A 25977-nucleotide genomic window follows, 5' to 3' on the forward strand; every position below is an offset into this window, starting at 1 on the left:
TTGGCTTGTTTGGGAGAAAATTGTATCTAAATGAGTTTTAAAATGGCTAAAAGATACAATTCCTGGAAATTTGTGTTATTTCAGGGATTTTTTTGCAAAAAAGATAAAATTTTGTGCTATTTGACTTGATTGCTTCAGGTTGACATAGAACATGGGCGTTGATAAGATTGGGGTAATTGTGACAATATAATATGTTGGGTGTATAGTCCCGGAGAATTCCGGCGAATGAGACATACCACACACATTGCGGACTGGGCGTATAAGGAAGCTTATGGTGCCTGGGAGGATGTTGTAAACGAGGTGTGCTCAGTAAGAAGAGAAGTGCGGTGAGAATCCGTCGCAACAGCCATTACTGTATGCAGAGCATAGACTCTGGCAAGTCAGATCGCTTGCTATATATCCACTCGGAATAATGTGAAAGGAGACACGATTATGAAGAGAAGAATTTTTGCTGTGTGTATGGCGATGTGCACGATGGCAATGGTTATGTTCACGGGAACAACAGGAAATGCTGTGAACGTGTATGCGGCGGCTGATGTAACGGATTCTACGATATATGCAGAGTCGGATGGTGTAACAGATTCTACGATATACACAGTGCCAGACGATATGACGAATCCAGCAGTATCTACAGCGACGAATGACGAGACGGATCCGGTGACAGGAACTGCGACAGAGGAAACTGCAGATGTGGCTATGGTTGATTACACACATGCCCTTGGCAATACTCTTGTATATCTGAGGAAGACTGCGGATGATCCACAGTATGAGGCTGAGTGGAATGTGATGACTCTTGCCAGATGCGGTTATGAGGATGAGGCATGGTATGGAGAATACTATGACAATATTGTGAAATATGTTCAGTCATGTGTTGAGGAGACAGGTTCTCTGAAGCTCGATAAAAAGCAGTATAAGGGTACGGATAATTCCAGGGTAATACTGGCCTTAACTGCGATTGGCGCTGATGCCACAGATGTAGGTGGATACAATCTGCTTGAGCCATTGGCCGATATGAATTATGTGACAACACAGGGAATCAATGGCCCGGTGTTTGCATTGATCGCATTTGACACGGCAGGTTACGATATTCCGAAGCTTCCGGATGGAAGTGACGGTGTTCAGACGACAAGAGAAGGACTTGTTGAATATATCCTTGGACGGGAGCTTTCTAGCGGTGGTTGGGCATTTTCTGGTAGTAATGCTGACCCGGATATGACAGGTATGACAATTCAGGCACTTGCGCCGTATTACAAGTCTAACACAGAGGTTAAGACGGCGGTTGACAGGGCGCTTGATGTAATGTCGGGGCTGCAGAAGGCTGATGGTGGATTTGCTTCATGGGGAACTGTGAATTCTGAGAGCTGTGCGCAGGTGATATGTGGATTGCTTGATATAGGCAGGGATGCCGGAACAGATGAGGCATTTGTCAAAAATGGACATTCTGTGCTGGATGCTTTGATGGGATTTTATGTTGCGAGTGCCGGCGGGTTTGCCCATTATGTAAAACAGAATGGTGAACTGGCTGTAAATGGAATGGCTTCGCAGCAGGCTGGATATGCTCTGGCTGCATATGACAGATTCAAAAAAGGAAAGAACACACTGTATGATATGTCTGATGCGAAGCCATTATATATCCGATCCGTGGCGACAGCGGATGTGAAACTCAGCACCAGCACGTATGTGTACGACGGCAAGGCCAAGAAGCCGGGCGTGACGGTGAAGATTGGTGACAGAGTGCTTAAGGATGACGTGGATTACACCATTTCATATCAGAACAATGTCAATATTGGCAATTCAGCAAAGGTAGTGGTGACCGGCAAGGGAATATTCAAGGGCTCAGCCAGCAAGACATTTGTCATAAAGATGGCTGCGCCGGCTAAGACGAGTGTGTCGGCGGGTAATGGAGCAGCAGGCATAACAGTAAAGTGGAAGAAAGCGGCACGGGCTGACAGATATGTGGTGCTCAGAAAGGTTGGAAATGCAAAGAATTGGACGACTGTGGCCACCACAAAATCTCTGAGCTACACTGACCGGAAGGTCGCAAATGGCAAGAAATATATCTATGCAGTTAAGCCTGTTGGAAGTGGCGGGGAGGCTGCGTATACGACCCAGACAATATACAGGGTCAATCAGGAAAAGATAACAAAGATAAAGTCAACGGTGAAGAAAAAGTGCACTGTGACTTATAAAAAAAATGCGAGTGCTTCGGGTTACAGGGTGATGTATTCCACGGATAAGACATTTAAAAAGAATGTCAAGGTGTACAGGGCATCGGTAAACAAGAAGACAAATGTGACGTTGAGCGGACTCAAGGCGGGAAAGCGGTATTATGTCAGAGTTCAGGGATTCAAGAAGGTTGGAAAGACTTATTATTACGGAGCATGGAGCAAGACTGTAAACGTTGTGATCCGAAAGAAGTAGGCATATGGATAAGATCAAAGAATTTGTAAAAAAATATAAGAAACACATAAGCGGAGCTGTGATTGTTCTGCTGATCCTGGTGTGGGCTTTCTGGTATGGGGGGAATGCGCCGGGAGCCAGAGGCTTCAAGCTGGAAAAGACCGAAGAGGGACTCACAACTGAAGCTGTAGGCGGTGCGGAACTGACGGAGACAACGAAGAGTGCGACAGAGGAAAATACTGATGCAGGGAATGACAGGAAAAAGAAATCAGACAGTTCTGTAACCGATATCTCCTCAGAGACTCATTCGGATTCTGATACATCGGAAACAGAATATCAGACTTCCGCTGAGAGCACATCGGAGAATGTGACGGAGCGAAATTCTGAGACTACCACGGAGAAGAAGACGGAGGCTACTACAAAGAAGAATACCACCACGGAGTCTCAAAAAACAACGGAGAATAAGCCGGGGACCACGGCGACTACGGAAAAGCGGAAACCGGATAAGACAACTGCTGATTCTTCTGCCACGACAAAGGCAACCACAGAGAATACAACTGAGGCGCCGAAGAAAACCTACAGCTGCACTATATCAATAGGATGTTCCACAATATTTGACAATCTGGAACTGCTAAGACCGGAGAAAAAGGACTATGTGCCTGATGATGGCGTCATTCTGGGAACTGTGACAGCCACATTTGAAGAGGGGGACACAGTATTCGAAGTGCTTAAGTCGGTGTGCAGGGATTATGGTATACAGCTTGAATATTCATGGACACCTATGTACGGAAGCTATTATATAGAAGGAATTCACAATCTGTATGAATTTGACTGTGGTGATGGCTCAGGCTGGATGTACTCGGTAAATGGCTGGTTCCCGAATTATGGCTGTTCAAGCTATGAACTCAAGCAGGGAGATGTGATAAAATGGCTCTATACATGTGACCTGGGAGCAGATGTTGGATCCGAGATGCATTGACAGATTCGCTGAGACATGGGTACTGGACATAGTGATTGATAGGAGATAAAAATATAATTGTGAAAAGACAGGATTCATTTTCCACATATCACCCTATAGTCAATCTGGTATACTTTATATTCACTATAGGATATGCCCTGGCATTTACCCATCCGGTTTGCCTGGGCATGTCTTTTATAGGGGCATTTGTGTATTCGGTATTGCTTAGGGGATATGATGGCTTCAGGACTAATATAAAATATATGATCCCACTTATATTGCTGACGGCGCTCATCAACCCGGCGTTCAGCCATCAGGGAGTGACGATACTCACATATTTTCCGTCTGGAAATCCGTTGACATTGGAGTCTATAATGTATGGAATCATGGCTGCGTTTATGCTGGTGACAGTGATATGCTGGTTTTCGTGCTTTAACTGCGTTATATCATCGGACAAGATGGTGTATCTGTTCGGCAAGGCGGCGCCAGTGTTGTCACTGATACTTTCCATGACACTGAGGTTTATTCCGGACATAGCAGGACAGTTTGGAAAGGTGTACAGAGCTCAGAGGGCATCTGGATACAAACCAAAAGGTTCGTATTTTGTGAGAATTAGAACGGGCTGCCATGTGTTTTCTGCCGTTGTAACCTGGGCTCTTGAACGGGCGCTTGTCACTGCAGACAGTATGAGATCACGGGGATATGGACTTTCCGGAAGATCTGCATATTCACTGTATAGATTTAGAAAAAGTGATACTAAAGCGCTTGCATTTATACTTGTGTGTGGATTGTATGTGCTGGCCGGCAGTGTGTGCGGAGGATTTGCGTTCTGGTATTATCCGTCTATAAGAGGAAGTATAAGTGGTACACTTACTGTAAGTATGTATGTAGTGTATGTATGTCTTATATGTGTTCCAATATATATGCAGGCAAAAGAAAATGTTAAGATTCGCAAAATGTGACAAAGGAGAAGCGGTGAATATATTAGATATAAAAGAACTGACATTTGCATATCCCGATAGCAATGATGATTCGGGCGAGAGATATTTGCCTGATGCATTGAAAAATGTGACACTATCAGTGGGACAGGGGGAATTCGTGGTCATATTGGGAAGTTCCGGATGTGGAAAGACCACACTTCTTAGGCAGTTGAAGACAAGTATCGCTTCTCACGGAAGATCGTCCGGGAAGATAGAGTTCAAAGGAAGAAGCCTGGAGGAGATGGATGACCGGACATCAGCAAGGCAGATCGGATTTGTACAGCAGGATGTCGATGCACAGCTTGTCACTGATAAAGTGTGGCATGAGCTGGCATTTGGATTGGAGAGTCTGGGATACGATAATGGATATATCAGACGACGCGTTGCGGAGATGTGTTCATTCTTCGGGTTATCCGGGATATTCCACAGGCGTGTCGCAGAGCTGTCTGGCGGACAGAAGCAGATGGTGAATCTTGCGTCGGTCATGGCTCTGTCTCCGGAGGTGCTGATACTGGATGAACCAACCAGCCAGCTCGATCCGATAGCTGCGAATGAATTCATGGCATGTCTTGTGAGAATCAACAGGGAGCTTGGCACGACCATCATCATGACTGAGCATAGGCTGGAGGAGGTGCTTCCGGTGTGCAGCAGAGCGGTGGTCATGGATGAAGGCACAGTGCTGTGTCAAGGAACTGTCAAGGAGGTAGCTGCCACCCTGAAAAATGAAGGACAGAGGTTAAGGGAAAAAGGTATAAACAGAAATGGATTGTATCTCTCCATGCCGGCGGCTGTCCAGGTGTATCTGGGGCTTGATGGCTCGGATGAATCTCCGGTGACCGTAGCGGAGGGGCGAAACTGGTTGTCACAGTTTGACAGTAAGTACAGGGAATCGGGGCATGAGGTTGCGCCTGGGTATGTGCTGGTGGATGAAGGGGATGCTAGGGAGGCAGATGGTCAGAAAACTGACCATGGTGCTGTAGAAACTACAAGAAAAATTGCGAATCGTCAGGACAAGTCCTGGGCAGTCAGGATAGATGAGGTTCACTTCAGATACGACAAGGGTTCGCAAGAAGTACTTCGCGGTCTGGATCTTGACATATACGATAATGAGATACTTATGATAAATGGAAGCAACGGATGCGGCAAGTCGACGTTGCTCTCCCTGATAGCGGGGGTAAATAAGCCGTACCGTGGAAGAATAAAGATAAAACAGGGTAAAAGTGTGGGCATGCTCCCACAGAACCCGGAGCTTCTTTTCACAAGACGTTCTGTACGGGAAGAACTGGTGGACGCAAGTGACAGAAAAAAGCTGGTGGACATAGTGAGGTTCTGTAAGTTGGAGCATTTGATGGACAGACATCCTTACGATTTGTCAGGAGGAGAGAAGCAGAGGCTGGCACTTGCAAAGGTACTTCTGTATGATCCTGATATTCTGCTCATGGATGAGCCGACAAAGGGGCTTGATAATGGGTTCAAGGCAGAACTCAAGTGTATGCTCAGAGATCTGCAGCGACATGGCAAGACCATAGTGGTGGTGAGTCATGATGTGGAATTCTGCGCTGTGGCGGGAGACCGCATAGCGCTGCTGTTCGATGGCGAGCTTGCTACAGTGAACGGTGTACAGGAATATCTGGCGGGCAACAATTTCTTCACCACTGCGGCGGCAAGGATCTCCCAGGGAATACTTCATGGTGCTGTTACTGTGACCGACATATTGAGGGCATATGGCGTTTCTGACAGCGAAGCCGGAGGGGAAGGCAGCTCTGGTGGTGACTCACGTGAGCCCAGATGTGAAGATGCAGATGTGGATGATGATAACAGGATTCCTGACGCTGAAATAACCAGAGATATTGTGCTGACGAAGGAGCGGGAGACGGCCCCCCTGAAATGGTGGCAGATACTCACGATATCTGTCACGTCGGTGATCATCATATTCTGCTTCTGGCAGACCATGGCCCAGTCCAATCTGGCAGATCTTGTGCAGAGAGGGATGACCATCACGTCAAAGGGATGGAAATATCTGGCTATGTATGGAGTGATGATATGTGCCATAGCGGGGTTGCTCCTTGCTATAAGACCTGTCACCAGAAAGAAGAACGAGGATATCGTCATGGAAGCTGCCGGTCACAGATCCGTCAGGAGAACGATATTAAGTATAGTGGCTATGCTCGTTGTGATTCCACTTACGATATGGTTTGGATGCGAGAGACTTGGAGACAAAAAATATTATTTTATATCTCTGCTGATTATAATAGAGGCAATGATCCCGTTCTTCGTATCATTTGAGGGAAGAAAGCCCAAGGTAAGGGATATAGTCATATTGGCGGTTATGTGTGCTCTGGCCGTCACGGGCAGGGCGGCATTCTTCATGCTCCCGAACTTCAGCCCGACCATGGCCATAGTGATCATATCCGGAGTGGCATTTGGCTGCGAAGGAGGATTTGTGGTCGGCGCAATGTCCATGTTAGTGTCTAATTTTCTGATGGGGCAGGGCCCGTGGACTCCGTGGCAGATGTTTGCCATGGGACTGGTGGGGTTCATGGCGGGACTCTTCTTCTCCAAAAGCGGAGTGCGGACAAAGAACACGACAAAGCTTGGACTGTGCATATTCGGTGCACTTATCTGTATCCTGATATACGGCGGAATAATGAATCCGGCGTCGGTGATAATCTGGCAGCCGGCTGTGAACAGGAGCATGATCATAGCGTCATATGTGACGGGATTCCCATTTGACGTGGTGCATGGAACTGCAACGGTGATATTCCTGTGGCTGCTGGCAAGACCATTTCTTGAGAAGCTTGACAGGGTGCGGATCAAGTATGGTGTTCTGTAGACAAATAATAAAATGATTGAGGATTACTGCTATGATAAGAAATGAGAAACTGGAAGATATCTCAGATGGAAGATTATACGATGCGAATGATATGGTGAAGGCGTACTGCGATGAGTGCAAGGGGTGCCATGCCTGCTGCACAGGGATGGGGAGTTCCATCATCCTTGATCCACTGGACGTGATGAGACTTTGTAAGGAGACCGGCAAGAACTTTACGCAGCTGCTTGAAAAGGAGCTTGAGGTCAATGTGGTGGATGGTCTGGTGCTTCCAAATATAAGGATGACGGCGGATAAGTGCCCATTCTTAAACGATGAGGGCAGATGCAGCATCCATAGCGCGAGACCTGGCTTTTGTAGACTCTTTCCACTTGGCAGATATTACACCGATGACGGATTCAGATACATCCTGCAGATACATGAGTGTGAGCGCGCGGGCAGGACTAAGGTCAAGGTGTCGAAATGGATAGATACAGAGGACTTGCCGCGGTACACGAAATATATAAATGACTGGCACAAGTTCCAGAAGGACATGCAGAGAAACTTGATCGAGTATATGCGCGCTGGCGAGGATGAGACAGCGAGAAATCAGACCATGCTGGTGCTGCAGGTTATGTATGTGGGAATGTATGATGCGGAGAAGGATTTCTATGATCAGTTTGATGCCAGACTTGCGCACATTAGGAGTCTGCTGTGTATGACGGAGTAGAAAGGGATGGAATGGAGTATCTGGATGTAATTTTGTTTACCTTGTATCGGAAGTCACTTGATCATACAGAGTTATAAATGTAAAAACAGGGTATAGAGTTTATATGGGAAAAGTTAGAGATATCATAGATAAGACATTTGAATATGGACAGGGCAGAGGTGAACTGCCGGGAGTCAATGAACTGGCTGAAGCTATAGAAGTGCTGTCACGGATAGAGGATGTTACGGCTGCGTCAAATGTAAAAATGAAGATGATGGATGGGCAAAGTCTGGAAGAATCCCCCCAGAATGTGAAGATGTCAGGTGATTCCAGTGACCTTCAGAACGGCATTAGTGACTTTGAGTATCTCAGAAGGAAGGCTTACGATCTGGCTCATCAGAGTTTTGGCAACAGGATATATATAAGAGGACTTATCGAGTTTACGAACATTTGCAAGAATGATTGCTACTACTGCGGTATCAGAAAGAGCAACAGCCACGTTGACAGATACCGTCTGACAAAGGATCAGATTCTGGCTTGCGCCGATGAGGGATATGTGTTGGGATTTCGCACATTTGTGCTTCAGGGAGGCGAGGACGGAGGCTTTTCGGATGAGGCTATAGCTGACATTGTGAGATGCATCAAGGAGAGATATCCGGACTGTGCTGTCACGCTGTCATTTGGCGAGCATCCATATGAGACTTACAGGCTGTGGCGGATGGCCGGGGCGGACAGATATCTTCTGAGACATGAGACCGCGGACAGGGTGCATTATGAAAGATTACACCCGGATTCGATGAGCTATGACAACAGAGTCGGATGTCTGTACGATCTTAAAAGTCTTGGATATCAGGTGGGAAGCGGATTCATGGTGGGATCGCCGTATCAGACGCCGGTGAATCTGGCTGAGGATCTGCATTTCCTTGCGAAGTTGCAGCCACAGATGATAGGAATCGGGCCGTATGTTCCTCACAAGGAGACGCCATTTGCGAAGATGAAGCAGGGAACGGTCAGGCAGACGTTGGTGATGATAAGCCTGCTGAGACTGATGTTCCCGAAGGCACTCATACCATCCACCACATCTCTCGGAACGATAGCGGCGGATGGCAGGGAGCGTGGGTTTATGCACGGTGCGAATGTGGTCATGCCGAATCTGTCTCCTGTGTCTGTCCGAAAGAAATACGAGCTCTACGACAACAAGATATGCACGGGGGAGGAATCAGCTCAGTGCCGCGGCTGCCTTGACAGGCGCGCAGAGGCGTTCGGATTCCAGGTAGTTGTCGATAGAGGAGATCCCTTATGATGTCTGGAAGCGCACTGATGTGCGCGTAGGTCATCAAGCAAAGCTTGATGATATATCACGCAGACGCCGCGCGAAGCGCCTTTTCATGCGTCTGCTCCTTGAGGACTCGCGTAAGCTCATTTTTACTCTCTCTCTTCCTTGATGAACATGAACAGAAAGCTCACGAACAGCAGACAGCAGGAGAACCAGATGGTCCTCATATCAAATATACGGATGAAGTGACCGCCCACAGCGGCACCGATTCCGAATAGCAGGATGATCGCCCAGTAGCATAGGGATTTGAACAGTGTGTTCCTGTCCTTTGTTCTGAAGTATGCACACAGGGCATCTGTGCCGCTTCGGATATTTCCAATGCACATGGTGCTGGCAAATGCGTAGCCGTTGACCTTCCTGAATGCCTGAACCTGCATGGCACATGAAAATGAAACCATGGCATTTGCGAGAAGATTGAGTTTTATGGGAAGAAATCCCACGATAAGAAGCAGAAAAATCTCACACAATACAACGATCTGTCTCCAGTGAAACTGCTGCATATTCTGAAATTTCTGTTTTATACACTCGGCAGCAGCAATTCCAAGCGCAAAAAATAATAGAGGAACGGCATAGTGTACACACATTCTCCAGTTTCGGTCTACAAGATTCTGACCGAGAAGAACTATGTTGCCTGTCTGTGCATTTGCAAATACCTTTCCTCTGAATATATAGGTATATGCATCCTGCAGACCTCCTGATACTGACAGGAAGGCCGCAGTGATGAAAGATTCTGACATTTGTCTATGTGGATAAAACTTCATGGTTCATATACTCCTTGGTTGTAGATTTGACATTCAGGCGCTGATCCCATCTGGGGGACGGAGGTGCCTGTCCCCATTTGGGGATCAGGTGCAGTACCTGAAGGTTTTGTCCGTCAGGATCCTTGCAAATATCAGTCCAAGTGGCAGGGCTATGATGATCATGATGGCAGCTGCAAACCAGGACACGGCATCGGAAAGTGACATGATTCCAAAGTTGTATATTGCACGATAAAGATAAAGCCCTGGAACCATGATGACTATGGATGGGACTGTCAGAGAGATTCGCGGATAACCGTTGGTGCTTTTGATGAATGAAGCGAGCAGTCCGGCCGTGAGGGCTCCGGCAAATGCGGCGGCAGCTGCAGGGATGCCGGCAAGATCTACCAGTTCAAGACGGAGAGTGTTGGCTATGGCACCGATGGCAGCGGCTGTGGCGGCCATGTGTATGGAACTGTTGAACATGATGGAGAATCCGAACACACCACAGAAGCTGGCAATCAATCTGAATACCAGATGAAGTCCTGGTGTTATGTCGAGTGCTACAAAATCCTGTGGGTGAAGCTTCAGCAGAAGCGCCATGATCCATGCGAACATCGTTGCCACAAGCACAATGATGATCGAGTATGTAAGCCTCTCAAGTCCTGATCTCAGATCCAGCTTTGAAAGGTCTATGCCGCTGGTGATGAATGGAAAACCCGGTATGATGAACAGCATTGAGCAGATATATCCGGCTTCGTGGAAGGCGGGTATATGGAATGCCAGTTCAGCGGCCTTTAGCAGCAGTGCGTACACAAGACAAGCGGCTGACACGGATACCGCTATGTTCATATATAAAGTAAAATGGTGTTTGATAAGCTTTGTCCTTATGAGGTTTCCAATTCCAGCTGCGACAAATGCCAGCATCATTTCTACAGGCCCGCCGCCTAGAAGAAATGTGAAGGCACAGCAAGCGAGGGCAGAGGCAAGTCCGAGACGGAGAGGAGAGTACAAGGTATGTATTTTTTCTATCTCATCAAGTCTCTGATGGATTTCCTCACCGGTCAGATGCGCCTCTTCATTTGGAAAATTGTCAACAAACTGCTCCATTCTGCAGAGTTTTGAGGTGTTCACGCCTGTATTGGCGATGCACAGGGACTGTGATACACAGTCGTGACCGTCAAAACAGTTGAATTCTATGGACATGAGTCCGACATCGACGGTACATGTGACACCCAGTTCTTTGGAAAGCCTGTTCATGGAAGTACGGACACGCCATGCACCTGTTCCGCATGAGAGCATGATAAGACCGACTCTGCCTATGACAGAAGCCTTTTCAATCAGACCTGCCTTGCATATGAGTACATTGCTGTCGGCACTGGCGTAGTCATGCCATGGGATCTCCATGTGATTTTTCTCCATAATGTCTATGTACGATTCTGCATTTGCGTTTTTTGCATTCTTACTTTTCCGCATATATGATCGCCTCGGCTTTCGCAACGTGTCTTTCCAGATTCTTCATGAGCAGTGAATCCGGCAGGAATATTCCAAGCTCGTCATATCGCATGCCTTGTTTGTCCAAAGTATCCTGACCGTAGAATACAAATGCCATGGGAAGATTCTTCTCCAGTTCAACCATGATGTCCCACACAGCACAGTATGCCTCAGCTTCGGTTTCCTTGAGCTTTACCGTGTCCGGCAGCTCTCTGATGAGCAGGACTCCAGTGCACTCCTCAAGGATCTTCTGTCCGACTTCCATATTGTCAGAAGTGTATTCATGGCTGTATCTGTACGCCTTTGCAAGATACATATTCTCGTTGTGTGTCATATGTGTGTATATATCGTGAAAGTGCTGATAATCCTTTTCTCTTACAGAGTTTCTGAATTCAGGCAGAAGTTCGCCGTGCTCACCGGTCATGATGACAGGATTGGTCTTGCCATCGGCGTTGAAGCGATATGGGATGAGGTAGGAATTCCTTAGCAGATCGAACATGGTATTGTTGCAGATGGACATGAGGAATGCCGACATATCTCTGTCCAGATAAGCTGAGAGCAGTGATTTTGTAAATTCTTCCGGTGAAAGATTGCAGTCGAAGTCATCATTGCAGAACAGGTAATTACAGAATGTGTCCATGAGCTTTTCACATGCCCAGGGATCCCTGAGGATTTTTTCAAATAATATTTCTGATTTTTCTTCCCTTGGGAAAATGGTCTTTTCTTCCATAGATATGCGCATCCTTTCATATGATAAATGCTGTCTTGTCATTTAAATCTGGTTAGATTATACTATTGGAGTAGCAATAAGTGAAAATCATAATTGATATGGCAGTGATAACAAAATGATATGTCGGGGATGCTGCATGGAAAATAATTTTAAGAAAGGGAGTATAGCAGACATGTAATATAGTCTGTGGCTAACAATAGATTATGAACGTTAATTTCGAGTATTATAAGATATTTTATTATGTTGCGAGATATCATAACTTTACCAAAGCCGCAAAGGTTCTTGGAAACAGTCAGCCAAATGTGACCAGGGCGATGAACTGCCTGGAGCAGCAGCTTGGAAGGATACTATTTGTCAGGACAAACAGGGGTGTACAGCTCACAAGAGACGGGGAACAGCTCTATTCATATGTGGAGGCTGCAATGTCACAGCTTCTGACGGCGGAGGATGAGCTGGCAGATGGTGAGAATCTCACTCACGGAAGTATAACGATAGGTGTCAGTGAGACGGCGTTAAATATATATCTGTTGGACAGACTGCGGGCATTTCACATGGCGTATCCGGGTATAAATCTCAAGATATACAACCATTCTACACCTCAGGCTGTGGATGAAGTGAAGAATGGAAGTATAGACTTTGCAGTAGTTACAACTCCGGCTGATGTGGAGGCTCCTCTCAAGAAGATCGTGCTGCAGTCATATCGTGAGATACTTATCGGCGGAACGACATTTTCTTCACTTAAAAAGCAAAAACTGTCCATTGCGGAGATGAGGAACTATCCTATGATCTGTCTAGGCAGGGAGACTATGACATTCAGATTCTACGACAGAATATTCAGGGAGCATGGCGTGGAGCTTGCGCCGGACACAGAGGCGGCCACCACGGATCAGATACTGCCACTTGTGAAGTGTGAGCTTGGACTTGCATTTATACCGGAACTGATGGCGAGGGAGGCAGTAAAGAACAAAGAGGTTGTAAAGCTTTCACTTGAGGAAAAGCTTCCGGACAGGAATGTATGTCTTGTGTATGACTGCCTGCACCCGCTGAATGAGGCAGCAAAGCAGTTCAAGAAAATAATAGTAGAAAGCAGGTGAGAATATGACACTTCAGCAGCTTAGATATGTGGTGATGGTTGCGGATACGGGCACGATCACCGAGGCAGCGAACCGGCTGTATATATCCCAGCCAAGCCTGACAAATGCCATCCATGAGCTGGAAAAAGAGATGGGGATAAATATATTCAACAGGTCAAATAAGGGAATAAGTCCGTCCATAGAGGGCGAGGTCTTCCTCGGCTATGCGAGACAGGTGCTTGAGCAGGCGAAGGTCCTTGAGGACAAATACAAGGGGGACGATGGCGGCAAGAAGAGCTTCTGCGTGTCCACCCAGCATTATTCATTTGCGGTAAATGCATTTGTTGACCTGATAAAGAGGTATGGACAGGACGAATATGATTTCAGCATAAGGGAGACACAGACCTATGAGATCATAGATGATGTCGCCAGGATGAGAAGCGAGATCGGAATATTGTTCATGAATGACTTCAATGAGAAGGTGCTGAACAAGATCCTCCGGGCAAATGACCTGGAATTTCATGAGCTGTTCGTGGCAAAGCCTCACGTGTTCATAAGCAGAAAGCATCCATTGGCGAAGAATGATATCATAACAAATGAAGAACTGGAGGCGTATCCATATCTGTCATTTGAGCAGGGGGAGCACAACTCTTTTTACTTCTCGGAGGAAATATTCTCCACAACGGAGAGAAAGAAAAATATAAGAGTCAGGGATAGAGCGACACTGTTCAATCTGCTGATAGGCCTGAATGGATATACTGTGTGCAGCGGTGTCATAGATGAAAAGCTGAACGGCAAGGACATTATATCGGTGCCGCTGGCAGATGAGAGCGATATGAGGATTGGCTATATCGTCCACAGAAAGGCGATCCTCAGCAGACTTGGAAATACCTATCTCGGTGCGTTGGCAAATTATCTCACGGCTGGCAGTGACGAGCCGGAGGATTCAGTAAAAATTCCTCAGAGAAAGCTCCAGCGCAGAGGGCGCTTCAATGAGATGAGGGATGACGGAGAGCCTGCCTGTGGAGATGTGACGGAGAAGGCTGCGGAACATATGAGAAGGGTTAAAGCCACATAGCTGACATAGAATACAAGATATAAATATAGCGCGGATATAGCGTAAAACTATATTCACGCTATATTTTTATGTATTATACAAGTGAGGGATGTCTTTATATAATGTGGAGCAGACGCATGAAAGGCGCTTCGCACGGCGTCTGCGTACTACGCAAGGAATCTCCCGCAAGCGGGTCCTCCTTACGAAAATTTGTGGAGCAGACGCATGAAATTACAGGAGGATATGATGAAGACATCGGTTATAGGATTTCCAAGGGTGGGAACATTAAGAGAGTTAAAATTTGCATCTGAAAAATATTTCAGACATGAGATAACGGCGCAGGAGCTTACAGGAATTGCAGCGGATCTCAGACACAGACACTGGATGACACAGGTGGCAGCAGGGATAGGCTTTATTCCATGCAACGACTTTTCATTTTACGATATAGTGCTTGATACAGCAGTTCTTCTCGGAATTGTGCCAAAGAGATACAGAGAGCTAAATGTCTCAAAGCTTGACACGTACTTTGCCATGGCAAGGGGGTATCAGGGAGAATCCGGGGATGTGAAGGCTCTTGCGATGAAGAAGTGGTTTAACACAAACTATCATTACATAGTTCCGGAGATAGAGGATGACACAGTGATAAGCCTTGACTGCGAGAAACTTACAGGTGAATACGAGGAGGCCAAGGAACTGGGGATCAAGACAAAGCCTGTGGTTATAGGACCGTACACAATGCTTAAGCTCTGCAGATATGTGGGATCAAAGAATGCAGAAGACTTTGCTGATGATGTGGCAGAGGCTTACAGACAGCTCATCGCCGAGTGCGATGAAGAGAATGTGGAGTGGCTGCAATTTGATGAACCATCATTGGTGAGAGATATGGATGACGATGATAAGGCACTTTTCCACAGGGTGTATGACAGGGTATTTGCAGATCGTGCAGACTGTAAGATACTTCTCCAGACATACTTCGGTGATGTGAGGGATGTGTATGAAGATATCATAAATATGCCATTTGCCGGAATAGGCCTTGATTTTATAGAGGGCAAACAGACCGGTCAGCTTATAGACGGATACGGCTTCCCTGGGGATAAGGTACTTTTTGCCGGCCTGGTAAATGGCAAAAATATATGGAGAAATCATTACGACAAGACTCTCAAGGTAGTAGGGCAGCTCCGCGATAAGAAGATAGATGTGGTTCTGTCTACATCATGCTCACTGCTTCATGTGCCATACACACTTAAGCAAGAGACGAAGCTGTCACAGGACTATCTGAGGTTCTTTGCATTTGCGGAGGAGAAACTTATTGAACTCTCGGAGCTTGCGGCACTTGCCGAGAGTTATAACTATACAGAGCTTGAGGCATACCACAAGAATCAGGAGTTATTTGCGGGAACAAGAGACTGCAACAGCTACGAGGTGAGACAGAGGCTTGCGGCAGTGACTGAGGCAGATTATGCAAGACTTCCGAAGAGAAGCGAGAGGCAGGCACTTCAGAAGAAGGAATTTGGACTTCCTGAGCTTCCGACAACCACTATAGGTTCATTCCCACAGACTAAGGATGTGAAGTCACAGAGAGCACAGCTCAGAAAGGGAGAGATATCTGAGCAGGAATATGTGGACTTTGTAAAGGGAAAGATAAAGGAATGTGTAAAGTGGCAGGAGGACATCGGACTGGATGTGCTTGTGCATGGCGAGTATGAACGAAATGACATGGTTGAATATTTCGGTGAGGCACTTGGCGGATTCCTGTTCACTGAGAAAGCATGGGTACAGTCATATGGAACGAGATGCGTAAAGCCGCCTGTGATATGGGGTGATGTATACCGCAAAAAGCCGATCACGGTTGATTGGTCTGTATATGCGCAGTCGCTCACAGACAAGATCATGAAGGGAATGTTGACCGGTCCGGTGACGATACTCAACTGGTCATTCCCAAGGGAGGATATATCAATCAAGGAATCTATATCACAGATAGCGCTTGCAATCAGAGATGAGGTGCTGGATCTGGAGGCGCATGGAATAAAGATGATACAGATAGATGAGGCTGCACTCAGAGAAAAGCTTCCACTCAGAAAATCTGATTGGTATACGGAGTACCTTGATTTTGCGATACCTGCATTCCGTCTGACACACAGCGGTGTGAAGGCTGAGACACAGATACACACACATATGTGCTACAGTGAATTTACGGATATCATACCTGCTATAGATGATATGGACGCGGATGTGATCACATTTGAGGCGTCAAGATCCGATCTGCAGATCCTGGATTCTCTCAGGGAGAACAACTTCGAGACAGAGGTGGGACCTGGAGTGTATGACATTCATTCCCCGAGAGTTCCATCTGTGGCAGAGATCGTGAAGGCGGTAAATGTCATGCTCACGAAGATAGGCAGGGATAAGCTCTGGATCAACCCGGACTGCGGTCTTAAGACGAGAGGTGTGCCTGAGACTGACGCCAGCCTCAGAAATATGGTTGAGGCTGCCAGACAGGTGAGAAAATAATATATAAAATGCTTGACAAATTCACATAAATATTACGCAAGTCAGTCATAATGATGATCTGGTTATACGGCTGGAGAAAGAGGATGAATACCGGGAAGTCAAGAATCTGGTGCGGGACAGTTTCTGGAATGTGTATCGTCCCGGCTGCCAGGAACACTATGTACTCAATCAGCTGAGAAAAGACGGTGCATTTGTCCCGGAACTGGATTATTCGTTGCAGAAAGCTGCAGAGCTCGGCTGCGGAGCACTATGCTTTGAGGGGAATATTGATTTCTATGGCAAAAGCGGATTCAGACCGGCAAGCGAGTTTGGCATTCGCTATCATGGACTTGATGAGGGGGAGGATGCATCGTTTTTCCTCTGCAAGGAGCTGATTTCCGGATATCTTGATGGAGTCACGGGTGAGTACGCTCCGCCAGAAGGATATTTCGTGGACGAAAAGGCTGTGGAAGAATTCGACAGGCAGTTTCTATATAAAGAGAAAAAGACACTGCCCGGACAGATATTTTCATAAGGAGGACCCGCCGTAAAATAAAAGAAAATTGTTACTAAAGCTCGCAAAGTTGCATAATCTGCCGAAAAAAGGTTGGAAAAGTTGCGAAAATCACCGCGAAAAGGTTGGAAAAGTTGCAAAAAATTGATATCATAGGGATAGAAAAGTTGCAAATGCAGTACGTGGGGTGATTTTATGCTGGAAAGATCGGCAAAAAAATATATAGATTCATGGATTCAGAGCGGCAGAGACGCTTTGCTCATAACGGGAGCGAGACAGATTGGTAAGACATATCTTATAAAAGAATGCCTCAGGGAAAGTGGAGTGCCATATGTGGAATTGAATTTTATTGACCAGCCGGAGCTTGCCACATTGTTTGGCGGTGCCAGAGATGCAAAGGATCTGCTTATGAGACTTAGTCTGGTGACAAAACAGCCTCTTGAGAAAGGCCGTACGATCATATTTCTGGATGAGGTGCAGGAGTTTAAAGATATAGTGACAAGAGTGAAGTTTCTGGTGGAAGATGAAAGCTACAGGTATATCATGAGCGGTTCGCTTTTGGGCGTAGAGCTGAATGATCTCAGATCTGCGCCGGTTGGATATCTGCGTGTATGTGATATGTATCCGATGGATCTGCACGAATTTATGGTTTCTGTTGGTGTGAATCAGAATGTGATCGACACACTGAAGGAATGCTTTACGCAGAGGCTGCCTGTTGATTCGTTTGTACATGAAAAAATGCTTGATGTATTTAATCTGTATCTTATCGTGGGCGGAATGCCGGAGGCGGTCAATACCTATGTGGAGACAAATGATCTTGCGAAGGTAGCGGAGGTACATGAAAAGATAGTTAGATTGTACAAGAGTGATTTTACAAAGTATGAGACAAGATACAAGCTGAAACTGCAGGAGATATATGATGTTATGCCGGGACAGCTTGATCAGAAAAATAAACGATTCCAGATCAATAGTATAGGTAAAGGCCTCAGTTATGATAGGGTTGCAAATGATTTTCTGTGGCTTAAGGATGCTGGGGTTGCGATACCGGTCTACAATATAAGTGAGCCGAAACTTCCGCTTGTGATCAGTGAGAATAGGAATCTCTTTAAACTATTTTTCTCCGATGTAGGGCTGCTGACAAGTAGGTATTCGGATCAGGTGAAAATGGCGATACTGAATAAAGAAAAGTCTATAAACAATGGTGCGCTATTTGAAAATGTGGTTTCCCAGGAACTACTCAGCAAAGGTCATAAAGAATATTATTTTAACAGCAAAAAGCAGGGTGAGCTTGATTTTGTAATAGAACTGAATGGTAAAGTAGTTCCACTGGAGATAAAATCGGGTAAGGATTACAAACGACACTCTGCGCTGTGCAATGTCTTGGCTGATGAAAATTACGGAATAGAATATGCATATGTTTTTTCGGAGAGAAACGTAGAGGTCAGCGGCAAAAAAGTATATTTGCCAATATATATGATGATGTTTCTGGAAAACGAAAAGATGGCTGACACGATATATAAACTTGACCTATCAGGGTTGACGTTCGATAAGGATATGTAGCATCAGTTTTCGCCTGTTGACGAGCCGATGTTAAAAAATAGGAGAGACAGCATGAAGATAAAGATGTGCGGAATCACGACCCCGGCCGATGTGGCCGCGGTGAATGAGGTGAGACCTGATTATATAGGAATGGTGATGTATTTCCCGAAATCAAAGAGAAATGTCAGTGCGGAGACTGCGCGCAGGTTGCTTGAAGAACTGAGGAAAGATGTGAAGAAGGTTGCAGTGGTGGTATCCCCGGATGCGGAGCAGATTGCAGAGATTGCTGAGCTGGGATTTGATGTCATACAGATTCATGGTCAGGTCAATGACGAGCTTATTGAAGGTTCACAGTTGCCGGTATGGAAGGCTTTCAATGTGAAGGATATGGATATGTACCCACATTATCAGAGCATCTCAAATGTTACAGGGTACGTGTTCGATGCCGGTGAACCTGGAAGCGGCAAGACATTTGACTGGAATAGTTTGACGGATATCGACAGAGATGGAAGGCTGTTTGTGCTTGCCGGAGGTCTCACGACGGACAATGTGCGGCGGGCGATAGAGCAGGTGCATCCCGACGTAGTCGATGTGTCATCTGGCATAGAGTACGATGTGGTAGGTGGCGTCCAAAAATCGGGCAAGGATCCGGAGAAGATGCGCCGGATGAAGAGGAATACCGCTGCTTGGCAGATTTCGGGTAAATCTGATAATTGATTCTCGCTAATCACAGCCAAAATGGTGAAAAAGATACAAAATTGTATCTAAATACTCATATAAGCGGAAAAAAGGACAAAGTTTGGAGGCTTTGTCCTTTTTCATGAGATAAACTTAATTTAGCGATAATTTTGTATCTATTTCACATGCATGGTAAATCCAAATTCCCACTCATCCTCGTCAAATCTGTATTTCTCATCAAGCTCGGGGCCGCAGCTGTTGGAGCCGATTCCGTTCTGGCGATAGTCTATGCACAGGACGGACTTGTCACTCTCTGGCAGCTCGTAGTTGTGGGTTGCCACTGTGAGTTCCTCTGCGGTGTAAGGCGAGGCGTTCATTGAAAATGGCACAGCGGATGTCACGGTTATGCTGTGGGCTGTTGTAGCTGCGATCGTTTCGGCTGTCTGCGCATTGCAAATGCTCTGATATGATGAACCGTTGACAAAGTTATTTTTGTCGGAGCTATTCCTGCCAGACTCGTCGCTTGCTCCAGGGGCACTGACCTGAACAAGGCTACAGTCAAAGTGGCTTCCATTTTCCTGTGGCATGATATAGTCCTCGTGCATCTCGTCAATGGATGCAGAAAATGAGCCATGCCAGCTTGCATGGTGCTTGTCTGCGTAGCTTTCATATGGACCCATACCGATATAATTTACATTTCGCATATCTTCTCTCAAAATCATCCTCACGCCAAATCTTGGGAGCGTAGGGAATTCAGCATTTTTCTTTACATGCATTTTTGATTTTATAGTTCCTTCAGGTGTTATTATCCATTCAGCGTTTATCCTCAGAACAGGCTGTACCGTTGGTGCTGAGAGGCTTGACGTGCACGATATCACGGCACATCCATCTTTTATAATGCAGCCAGTCTCATATGTCCTCTCGGATATCATGTCATAGTGGGCTCTTAACCACTCGTTCTTTATATTTCTGTCATTGTCCGTAGGTGCGCGCCAGATAGTCTTGTCGCACGGTGCAGATAGAAGTTCCTGACCATCAACCACAATGTCCGTAAAGTTTCCTGTATTTCTGTCAAATATATATTCAAAATTACTTCCGCTGACAACAAATTCTGTGTCGCTTTCCGATACATGAAGATGGGCAGAAGCTGTATCCTGAGTAGTCAGATATTGTTCCGCCAAATTCTGCGCCTTGTCCAAAGACGATGCTTTATCCAGGACCTTGTCTGCGTTCTGTTTTTGTGTGGCAAGTTCTATCTCGTCAAATCCCAACACATCACCTTTCTTTACGAATGCACTGTCACAAGCTGCCTTATATATCACACGGAGAAACATTCTGTGTGTAATAATATCTTTTGTGCAATCGGCGACATCTGAACATTCAACAACACTTGAACGATCAGTAACATCTGAGCTGCCAGAAATGTCAGCATGACTTGCTGCATATAAGTCTGACAATGATTTCTGTATATTTGTAACAGGGCTCAGGCGGATAGTTCCGACACTGTGAGGAGCTATGGAAGGCGTGTCGATATCCCCGGATGCGGCAACCTGACCATCTCGCATAACCTCGTAGCTCATTGTGAGGTAGTCCTTGATGTCAGTGAAATCCATGTAGTTGTGCAGAGTCAAAACTCCATTTGTCTCATCATATCCAGTGATCCTTACCGGGCGGTTGATGTTCTTGAATTCAAGAAGTCCTGTGTGTGGTCTGCGGTCCGGATACACCAGACCGTCCATACAGAAGTTGCCGTCGTGGATAGTCTCACCGCTGTCTCCACCGTAGGCGTACATATCCTTGCCGTTTGCCGCTTTGCCCCTGTATATGGCGTGGTCGCACCACTCCCATACAAAACCGCCACAGGTGGTCTCATGGCTGTCGAAGAACTGGAAGTAGTCCTCCAGATCTCCAGGGCCGTTGCCCATGGCATGACAATATTCACACAGGATGTAAGGCTTGTCGCCATCACCATCTATATATTCAGCCATCTCGGATATGGATGGATACATTCTGCTGTAGAGATCCAGATTACTGTAATCGTATTTTCTCTTGCCGTCTGTATACTGGGCACTCTCGTAGTGGGTGAGACGGGAGCTGTCATAGGACTTGACCCATGCCAGAGCCTCCTCAAATGTCACGCCGTAAGCACTTTCATTTCCCATGGACCAGATGACTACGCTGGCACGGTTCTTGTCCCTGATGACGCAGCGCCTGATGCGGTCAAGAATGGATTCACAGAATTCAGGATTGTTGGCGATCGGCTCATTCCACCTTGCTGCCTTGTTATCCCAATTATTATCAGAATAGAACAATTCACTTGGACCATGTGCCTCTATGTCAGCCTCGTCTATCACATAGAATCCATATTCGTCGCAGAGCTCATAGAAATAAGGAACATTTGGATAATGGCTTGTCCTTATGGCGTTGACATTGTGCCGCTTCATGAGAGACATATCCCTGATGATCTGTTCTCTGCTGATCGTAAAACCGGTCACAGGGTCGGAATCATGTCTGTTCACTCCATGGAACTTGATCGGCATGCCGTTGATGTACACGATCTTATTCTCTATCGTTATCTCCCTGATTCCTATCCTGTCAGTGATGACCTCACCGGCGCATCTTATGATGACAGTGTAGAGATATGGCTTTTCTGCATTCCACAGCACAGGGGAGTCAATCGACAAAGTAATGCTGCTGGAGCTGGCTGTGGTTTTAATCTCGGCTGCATTGGTATTGGCATCGCTCTGAGCGGAAATTTCACGTTTTACACAGCCTGATGAACATATGCTGCCATCGGCGTCCAGAATAGTAACTTCAATATCAACATTTGAATCAGCGCCTTTATCAACTACTGTTTCTGGTTTTGATGAAAAACGGTCTTTAACGCAGGAATATTCTGTAAATGCTGTGAAGTCTATGGTTACATCTGCCTTAGTTGGCTCCGTTATATCGTCACAGCTGGTCTTTATGAAATAGTCGTATACAGCACCCTCAGAGCGTTTCAGGATATATACATCCCTGAAAATACCGCTCATGCGGAACTTATCCTGATCCTCAAGATAGCTTCCGTCGCACCATTTGAGGACCAGCACGCAGAGCCTGTTGGAGCCGTTTCTTATGAATTCGGTTATGTCAAATTCACTGGTCGAATGGGATACCTGGCTGTAGCCAACATACCTGCCGTTGAGCCATACATAGAAACAGGAATCTACACCCTCAAAGTTCAAGTGCGCGAGTGGCGCGTCCTCGTTCTGATCGTAGTCGAAGTCGGTCACATATGCTCCGCATGGGTTGTCCTTTGGAACATAAGGTGGGTCAAATGCAAATGGATACCTGACATTGGTATACTGATGATAGTCGTATCCGTGCATCTGCCATACTGATGGAACCGGAATATCATCGAAACCGGATATATCATATCCCTCACTGTAGAATTCGTCTTGAAGCTTGTAAATGCTGTCGTAGTAGCGGAACTTCCAGGTTCCATTCAGAAACTGTACTCTGTCCGAGTGATCCCTTGCATCAAGGGATGTGCTGTATGCCTTCCCAGCAGGAATATAGTAATTCCTATCCGGCATGGTGTTCTCATGCAGAATATGCAGATTTTCGTAGTGACGCGGAATGATCATAACAATACCTCCTGTGGTTAATTTAATATATAAAACGTTGTATATTCGTAGTTTGTTAGATATATTATAAGATAACGGCACATGAAAAGTCCATACATATAATGAGACAAAATATGCACATTCTAGTTTTATAAGGCGGATATGCCGCACCCTGCAAGTCCGCTTGCAGGGTGAAGTCTCTGAACAGACAAAAGAAAAAGTATAAAGCATACAGGATGTGCCTGCACACGCTTCAAAATAGTGTAAAAATAGTGAAATAATAGTGTAATTTGCCATATAGAAAGGATCCACACATGTATACAAACTCAGCATATCTTCACAACTCACTGCTCGACATAGTGGACAAGAGCAGACCGCTCATAGTCACAAGCTGCGGAACTTACAAGCTGTATACGCAGAAGGAGTTTACAACCTACAGACCAAAAGGGCGAAAAGATTATCAGCTAATATACGTGGCGGCGGGTAAAGCACATTTTGAGATAGACGGAAAGGATATGATTGCCTGCCCCGGAAATATGGTTATCTACAGACCAAGACAGATGCAGAGGTATGTGTATTACGGGGAAGAACACACGGAAGTATTCTGGGTGCATTTCACCGGGGGAGAGGTGAAGCAGACACTCAGGCGGTACGGAATAAATGACGATGTGAATATGTTCTATGGTGGAGACCATGCTGAGTACAGAATTTTGTTCAGGCAAATGATACAGGAGCTACAGCTCTGCCGGGATGACTATGAGGAGATGTTGGAATACATATTCAGACAGATGCTTATCTCAGCTCACAGGCAGCAGGAGCAGGATGATTCAAAAACCTTTTCGGCCATGGCAGAGGAGATGGACCGTGCGGCGGCATATTTGGGAGAGCATTATAACGAAGAGATAGTGGTGGAAAGTTATGCAAATGAGCATAACATGAGCGTGAGCTGGTTCATACGGAACTTTAGACAGCGCATCGGCACCACGCCCACACAGTACATTATGTCAAAGCGTATAGCCAACGCCCAGATGCTTCTCGAGAGCTCGGACTACAACATGACGGAGATAGCAAAGATAGTTGGATACGATAATCCGCTCTACTTCAGCAGAGTATTCAAGAAGGAAAAGGGTATGTCACCTATGGAGTATAGGAAGTCGCTCAGACATTGACAAATAACTGGAAAAAATTTATCAATAAGTGTATATATAATATAGAAGAAACTGCCATGTGTGTGTGGCGGTGGAAATTAACATGTAGGGATAAAACGTGAGCAGCAATTTATACAAATCAATATTATTTGTAATTTTGGCTATAGTATTTGTGGTGGCTAAGCTGATAAAAAAGTCAGTGTATTCCCTGGGCATGATGGTATTCTGTGTCAGCGTTTTGCTTGTACTGGCGATAATATTTTTAGTCAAATATATAAAAGAAAAGAGAACTGCTGATAAGTAATCGACAGTTACATATAAATAGTGGTGTAAATGATTGGAGGAACTGAATATGAAGGTTTTAATGTTGAATGGAAGCGCGAAGCCGCAGGGCAATACATACCGTGCACTTTACGAGGTAGGCGAGCAGCTCAAGAAAGAGGGAATAGACTATGAGATATTCCAGATCGGAGCAGCTCCACTGAGAGACTGCATAGGCTGTGGACAGTGTACGGAAAAAGGCTGTGTGTTTGATGACGATAAGGTAAATGAGTTCGTTGCCAAGGCAAAGGAAGCAGACGGACTGGTATTTGGAACACCTGTATACTATGCTCATCCAAGCGGACGTGTGCAGTCATTCCTTGACAGAGTATTCTACAGCAGCGGCCGTGCATTTGCATTCAAGCCGGGTGCATCTGTGGCAGTTGCAAGACGTGGCGGAACATCAGCATCATTCGATGTGATGAATAAATACTTTGGAATATCACAGATGCCGGTGGCTGGCTCTACATACTGGAATCTTGTACACGGACGCGTGCCTGGAGAGGCTGAGCTGGATGCGGAGGGTATGCAGACCATGAGGAATCTTGCTAAGAACCTTGCATGGATGCTCAAATGCTTTGAAGCCGGCAAGGCAGCAGGTGTTGCACTCCCTGACACGGAGAGAGGCAACCAGACGAACTTTATAAGATAAATTAGTAAAGATTATAATATCGTGAAGCAAATGACAAAGATTGAGTTTAACCTAAATCAGAACATAGTGTTAATGGTAGAAAGAGAGATTACATATGTAATCTCTTGAACTATAGTCAAGGTATGGAAATGGTAAGTATTCTACTGCTAACACTTTTTAAAATATAAATGCGTTTGATTCAAAGGAGATTTGGTTTGTGTTTGTTATTGCTGATAATGTGGCATCCGACAATGATCTGGTGATTCATGTAATTGCGTTTATATTGTGCTTATGATAAATAGAATATGTCAAAATGATAAGCGAGCTGTGGCCTTGTAAAGATCACAGCTCGTCGTCCGTCTCGATATAATCCGGCCGGTTATTGTTCATGGTTTCCTGGCTGGAGATGGTTCTCTGGCGCTTTTCCTGCCGGTAGGCATTAGGCGACACGCCGGTTGTTTTTCGGAATATTTTGTGGAAAGCCTCGGCGGACTGGTAGCCGCATGAAAATGCAATACTTTCTATAGAAAGCTCAGATATGGTAAGCATATGCTGGGCTTTTGTTATGCGGAAATTCTGCAGGTATTTCACAGGACTCATCCCGGTGTACTGCTTGAACAGGTCGGAGAAATAGCTTCTGTTGATTCCAACGTAGTCAGACAGCTCCTCCACCTTCATTGGCATATAGAGATGTCGTTGTAACTGAACATATTAGCAAAATAATTTGTTGACATCAATATAGATATACTACATTATTGAATTACA

At 45.8% G+C, this 25977-nt stretch carries 20 protein-coding genes; 15 read left to right on the forward strand and 5 right to left on the reverse strand.

Translation table 11 applies throughout. From position 1 onward, the window contains the following. Window positions 1-432 precede the first annotated feature (432 nt). The 6 genes from ARA78_RS05605 to hydE all read left to right on the forward strand — a co-directional run bounded on the left by ARA78_RS05605 (window position 433) and on the right by hydE (window position 9159). Entirely contained in the window at window positions 433-2421 is a 1989-nt protein-coding gene (locus ARA78_RS05605; RefSeq protein ID WP_055280151.1) for a fibronectin type III domain-containing protein, read from the forward strand. 4 nt (window positions 2422-2425) lie between these two features. Beyond that, window positions 2426-3379 (forward strand): DUF4430 domain-containing protein, encoded by a 954-nt coding sequence (locus ARA78_RS05610; protein WP_055147424.1) that lies wholly within the window; start codon window positions 2426-2428, stop codon window positions 3377-3379. Window positions 3380-3438: 59 nt separating this feature from the next. Beyond that, on the forward strand, window positions 3439-4320 hold the full coding sequence (locus ARA78_RS05615; RefSeq protein WP_242849667.1) for an energy-coupling factor transporter transmembrane component T: 882 nt from the start codon (window positions 3439-3441) through the stop codon (window positions 4318-4320). Between the two features lie 13 nt (window positions 4321-4333). After that, the gene (locus tag ARA78_RS14225; RefSeq protein ID WP_055280153.1) at window positions 4334-7171 is read left to right on the forward strand and encodes an ATP-binding cassette domain-containing protein; all 2838 of its coding nucleotides are present in this window, start codon (window positions 4334-4336) and stop codon (window positions 7169-7171) included. A 31-nt stretch (window positions 7172-7202) separates the two neighbouring features. Beyond that, on the forward strand, window positions 7203-7877 hold the full coding sequence (locus ARA78_RS05625) for a YkgJ family cysteine cluster protein (RefSeq protein WP_015534575.1): 675 nt from the start codon (window positions 7203-7205) through the stop codon (window positions 7875-7877). Between the two features lie 103 nt (window positions 7878-7980). Continuing rightward, on the forward strand, window positions 7981-9159 hold the full coding sequence (hydE, locus tag ARA78_RS05630; RefSeq protein ID WP_156329399.1) for a [FeFe] hydrogenase H-cluster radical SAM maturase HydE: 1179 nt from the start codon (window positions 7981-7983) through the stop codon (window positions 9157-9159). Window positions 9160-9281: 122 nt separating this feature from the next. Here the strand turns inward: hydE and ARA78_RS05635 are convergent, their stop codons facing one another. The 3 genes from ARA78_RS05635 to ARA78_RS05645 all read right to left on the reverse strand — a co-directional run bounded on the left by ARA78_RS05635 (window position 9282) and on the right by ARA78_RS05645 (window position 12153). Then, complete coding sequence (locus ARA78_RS05635; RefSeq protein WP_015534577.1) at window positions 9282-9953, reverse strand: YoaK family protein; 672 nt, start codon at window positions 9951-9953, stop codon at window positions 9282-9284. Window positions 9954-10037: 84 nt separating this feature from the next. After that, a complete protein-coding gene (locus ARA78_RS05640) occupies window positions 10038-11405 on the reverse strand; it encodes a threonine/serine ThrE exporter family protein (RefSeq protein WP_055280155.1) in 1368 nt (455 codons plus the stop codon). Next, complete coding sequence (locus ARA78_RS05645; protein WP_055280157.1) at window positions 11392-12153, reverse strand: DUF4866 domain-containing protein; 762 nt, start codon at window positions 12151-12153, stop codon at window positions 11392-11394. The genes ARA78_RS05640 and ARA78_RS05645 overlap by 14 nt, the downstream gene beginning before the upstream one ends. Window positions 12154-12356: 203 nt before the next feature. Here ARA78_RS05645 and ARA78_RS05650 point away from each other — a divergent pair, with 203 nt between their 5' ends. From ARA78_RS05650 to ARA78_RS05675, 6 genes are all read left to right on the forward strand, one after another. Beyond that, on the forward strand, window positions 12357-13247 hold the full coding sequence (locus tag ARA78_RS05650; protein ID WP_015534579.1) for a LysR family transcriptional regulator: 891 nt from the start codon (window positions 12357-12359) through the stop codon (window positions 13245-13247). 4 nt (window positions 13248-13251) lie between these two features. Beyond that, window positions 13252-14304, forward strand: a complete 1053-nt coding sequence (locus tag ARA78_RS05655) for a LysR family transcriptional regulator (protein ID WP_055147439.1) — start codon at window positions 13252-13254, stop codon at window positions 14302-14304. Between the two features lie 225 nt (window positions 14305-14529). Continuing rightward, on the forward strand, window positions 14530-16794 hold the full coding sequence (gene metE, locus ARA78_RS05660) for a 5-methyltetrahydropteroyltriglutamate--homocysteine S-methyltransferase (protein ID WP_055147442.1): 2265 nt from the start codon (window positions 14530-14532) through the stop codon (window positions 16792-16794). A 109-nt stretch (window positions 16795-16903) separates the two neighbouring features. Next, window positions 16904-17308, forward strand: coding sequence for a hypothetical protein (locus ARA78_RS05665; RefSeq protein ID WP_330375981.1), 405 nt, complete (start codon window positions 16904-16906; stop codon window positions 17306-17308). A gap of 174 nt (window positions 17309-17482) precedes the next feature. After that, window positions 17483-18847 (forward strand): ATP-binding protein, encoded by a 1365-nt coding sequence (locus ARA78_RS05670; protein WP_055280161.1) that lies wholly within the window; start codon window positions 17483-17485, stop codon window positions 18845-18847. A gap of 51 nt (window positions 18848-18898) precedes the next feature. Further along, complete coding sequence (locus ARA78_RS05675; RefSeq protein ID WP_055280163.1) at window positions 18899-19543, forward strand: phosphoribosylanthranilate isomerase; 645 nt, start codon at window positions 18899-18901, stop codon at window positions 19541-19543. 137 nt (window positions 19544-19680) lie between these two features. On the opposite strand, the gene ARA78_RS05680 is transcribed toward ARA78_RS05675, so the two are convergent. Beyond that, window positions 19681-23133 carry a glycoside hydrolase family 2 TIM barrel-domain containing protein gene (locus ARA78_RS05680; protein ID WP_055280165.1) on the reverse strand — a complete coding sequence of 1151 codons (3453 nt, stop codon included), beginning with the start codon at window positions 23131-23133 and terminating at the stop codon, window positions 19681-19683. Window positions 23134-23426: 293 nt separating this feature from the next. Between ARA78_RS05680 and ARA78_RS05685 the strand changes: the two genes are divergently transcribed. The 3 genes from ARA78_RS05685 to ARA78_RS05695 all read left to right on the forward strand — a co-directional run bounded on the left by ARA78_RS05685 (window position 23427) and on the right by ARA78_RS05695 (window position 25233). Beyond that, window positions 23427-24281: a helix-turn-helix domain-containing protein gene (locus ARA78_RS05685; protein WP_055280167.1), complete on the forward strand. Its 855-nt coding sequence runs from the start codon at window positions 23427-23429 to the stop codon at window positions 24279-24281. Window positions 24282-24417: 136 nt separating this feature from the next. Then, entirely contained in the window at window positions 24418-24564 is a 147-nt protein-coding gene (locus ARA78_RS05690; protein WP_156329402.1) for a hypothetical protein, read from the forward strand. 48 nt (window positions 24565-24612) lie between these two features. Continuing rightward, window positions 24613-25233, forward strand: coding sequence for a flavodoxin family protein (locus tag ARA78_RS05695; RefSeq protein ID WP_015534585.1), 621 nt, complete (start codon window positions 24613-24615; stop codon window positions 25231-25233). Window positions 25234-25554: 321 nt separating this feature from the next. Here ARA78_RS05695 and ARA78_RS05700 read toward each other — a convergent pair whose 3' ends face one another. Beyond that, window positions 25555-25896 carry a helix-turn-helix domain-containing protein gene (locus tag ARA78_RS05700; RefSeq protein ID WP_242849668.1) on the reverse strand — a complete coding sequence of 114 codons (342 nt, stop codon included), beginning with the start codon at window positions 25894-25896 and terminating at the stop codon, window positions 25555-25557. Between the last annotated feature and the right edge of the window lie 81 nt (window positions 25897-25977).

Origin of the sequence: Coprococcus eutactus, assembly GCF_001404675.1 — a bacterium.
GTDB classification, from domain to species: domain Bacteria; phylum Bacillota; class Clostridia; order Lachnospirales; family Lachnospiraceae; genus Coprococcus; species Coprococcus aceti.

What these genes read in the sequence shown, in the direction of transcription:
- ARA78_RS05680 (WP_055280165.1), bottom strand. Translation starts at nt 23,133, where the DNA reads ATGATCATTCCGCGTCACTACGAAAATCTGCATATTCTGCATGAGAAC.
- ARA78_RS05655 (WP_055147439.1), top strand. Translation starts at nt 13,252, where the DNA reads ATGACACTTCAGCAGCTTAGATATGTGGTGATGGTTGCGGATACGGGC.
- metE (WP_055147442.1), top strand. Translation starts at nt 14,530, where the DNA reads ATGAAGACATCGGTTATAGGATTTCCAAGGGTGGGAACATTAAGAGAG.
- ARA78_RS05685 (WP_055280167.1), top strand. Translation starts at nt 23,427, where the DNA reads ATGTATACAAACTCAGCATATCTTCACAACTCACTGCTCGACATAGTG.
- ARA78_RS05700 (WP_242849668.1), bottom strand. Translation starts at nt 25,896, where the DNA reads ATGCCAATGAAGGTGGAGGAGCTGTCTGACTACGTTGGAATCAACAGA.
- ARA78_RS05625 (WP_015534575.1), top strand. Translation starts at nt 7,203, where the DNA reads ATGATAAGAAATGAGAAACTGGAAGATATCTCAGATGGAAGATTATAC.
- ARA78_RS05695 (WP_015534585.1), top strand. Translation starts at nt 24,613, where the DNA reads ATGAAGGTTTTAATGTTGAATGGAAGCGCGAAGCCGCAGGGCAATACA.
- ARA78_RS05675 (WP_055280163.1), top strand. Translation starts at nt 18,899, where the DNA reads ATGAAGATAAAGATGTGCGGAATCACGACCCCGGCCGATGTGGCCGCG.
- ARA78_RS05650 (WP_015534579.1), top strand. Translation starts at nt 12,357, where the DNA reads ATGAACGTTAATTTCGAGTATTATAAGATATTTTATTATGTTGCGAGA.
- hydE (WP_156329399.1), top strand. Translation starts at nt 7,981, where the DNA reads ATGGGAAAAGTTAGAGATATCATAGATAAGACATTTGAATATGGACAG.
- ARA78_RS05670 (WP_055280161.1), top strand. Translation starts at nt 17,483, where the DNA reads ATGCTGGAAAGATCGGCAAAAAAATATATAGATTCATGGATTCAGAGC.
- ARA78_RS05605 (WP_055280151.1), top strand. Translation starts at nt 433, where the DNA reads ATGAAGAGAAGAATTTTTGCTGTGTGTATGGCGATGTGCACGATGGCA.
- ARA78_RS05645 (WP_055280157.1), bottom strand. Translation starts at nt 12,153, where the DNA reads ATGGAAGAAAAGACCATTTTCCCAAGGGAAGAAAAATCAGAAATATTA.
- ARA78_RS05610 (WP_055147424.1), top strand. Translation starts at nt 2,426, where the DNA reads ATGGATAAGATCAAAGAATTTGTAAAAAAATATAAGAAACACATAAGC.
- ARA78_RS05635 (WP_015534577.1), bottom strand. Translation starts at nt 9,953, where the DNA reads ATGAAGTTTTATCCACATAGACAAATGTCAGAATCTTTCATCACTGCG.
- ARA78_RS05640 (WP_055280155.1), bottom strand. Translation starts at nt 11,405, where the DNA reads ATGCGGAAAAGTAAGAATGCAAAAAACGCAAATGCAGAATCGTACATA.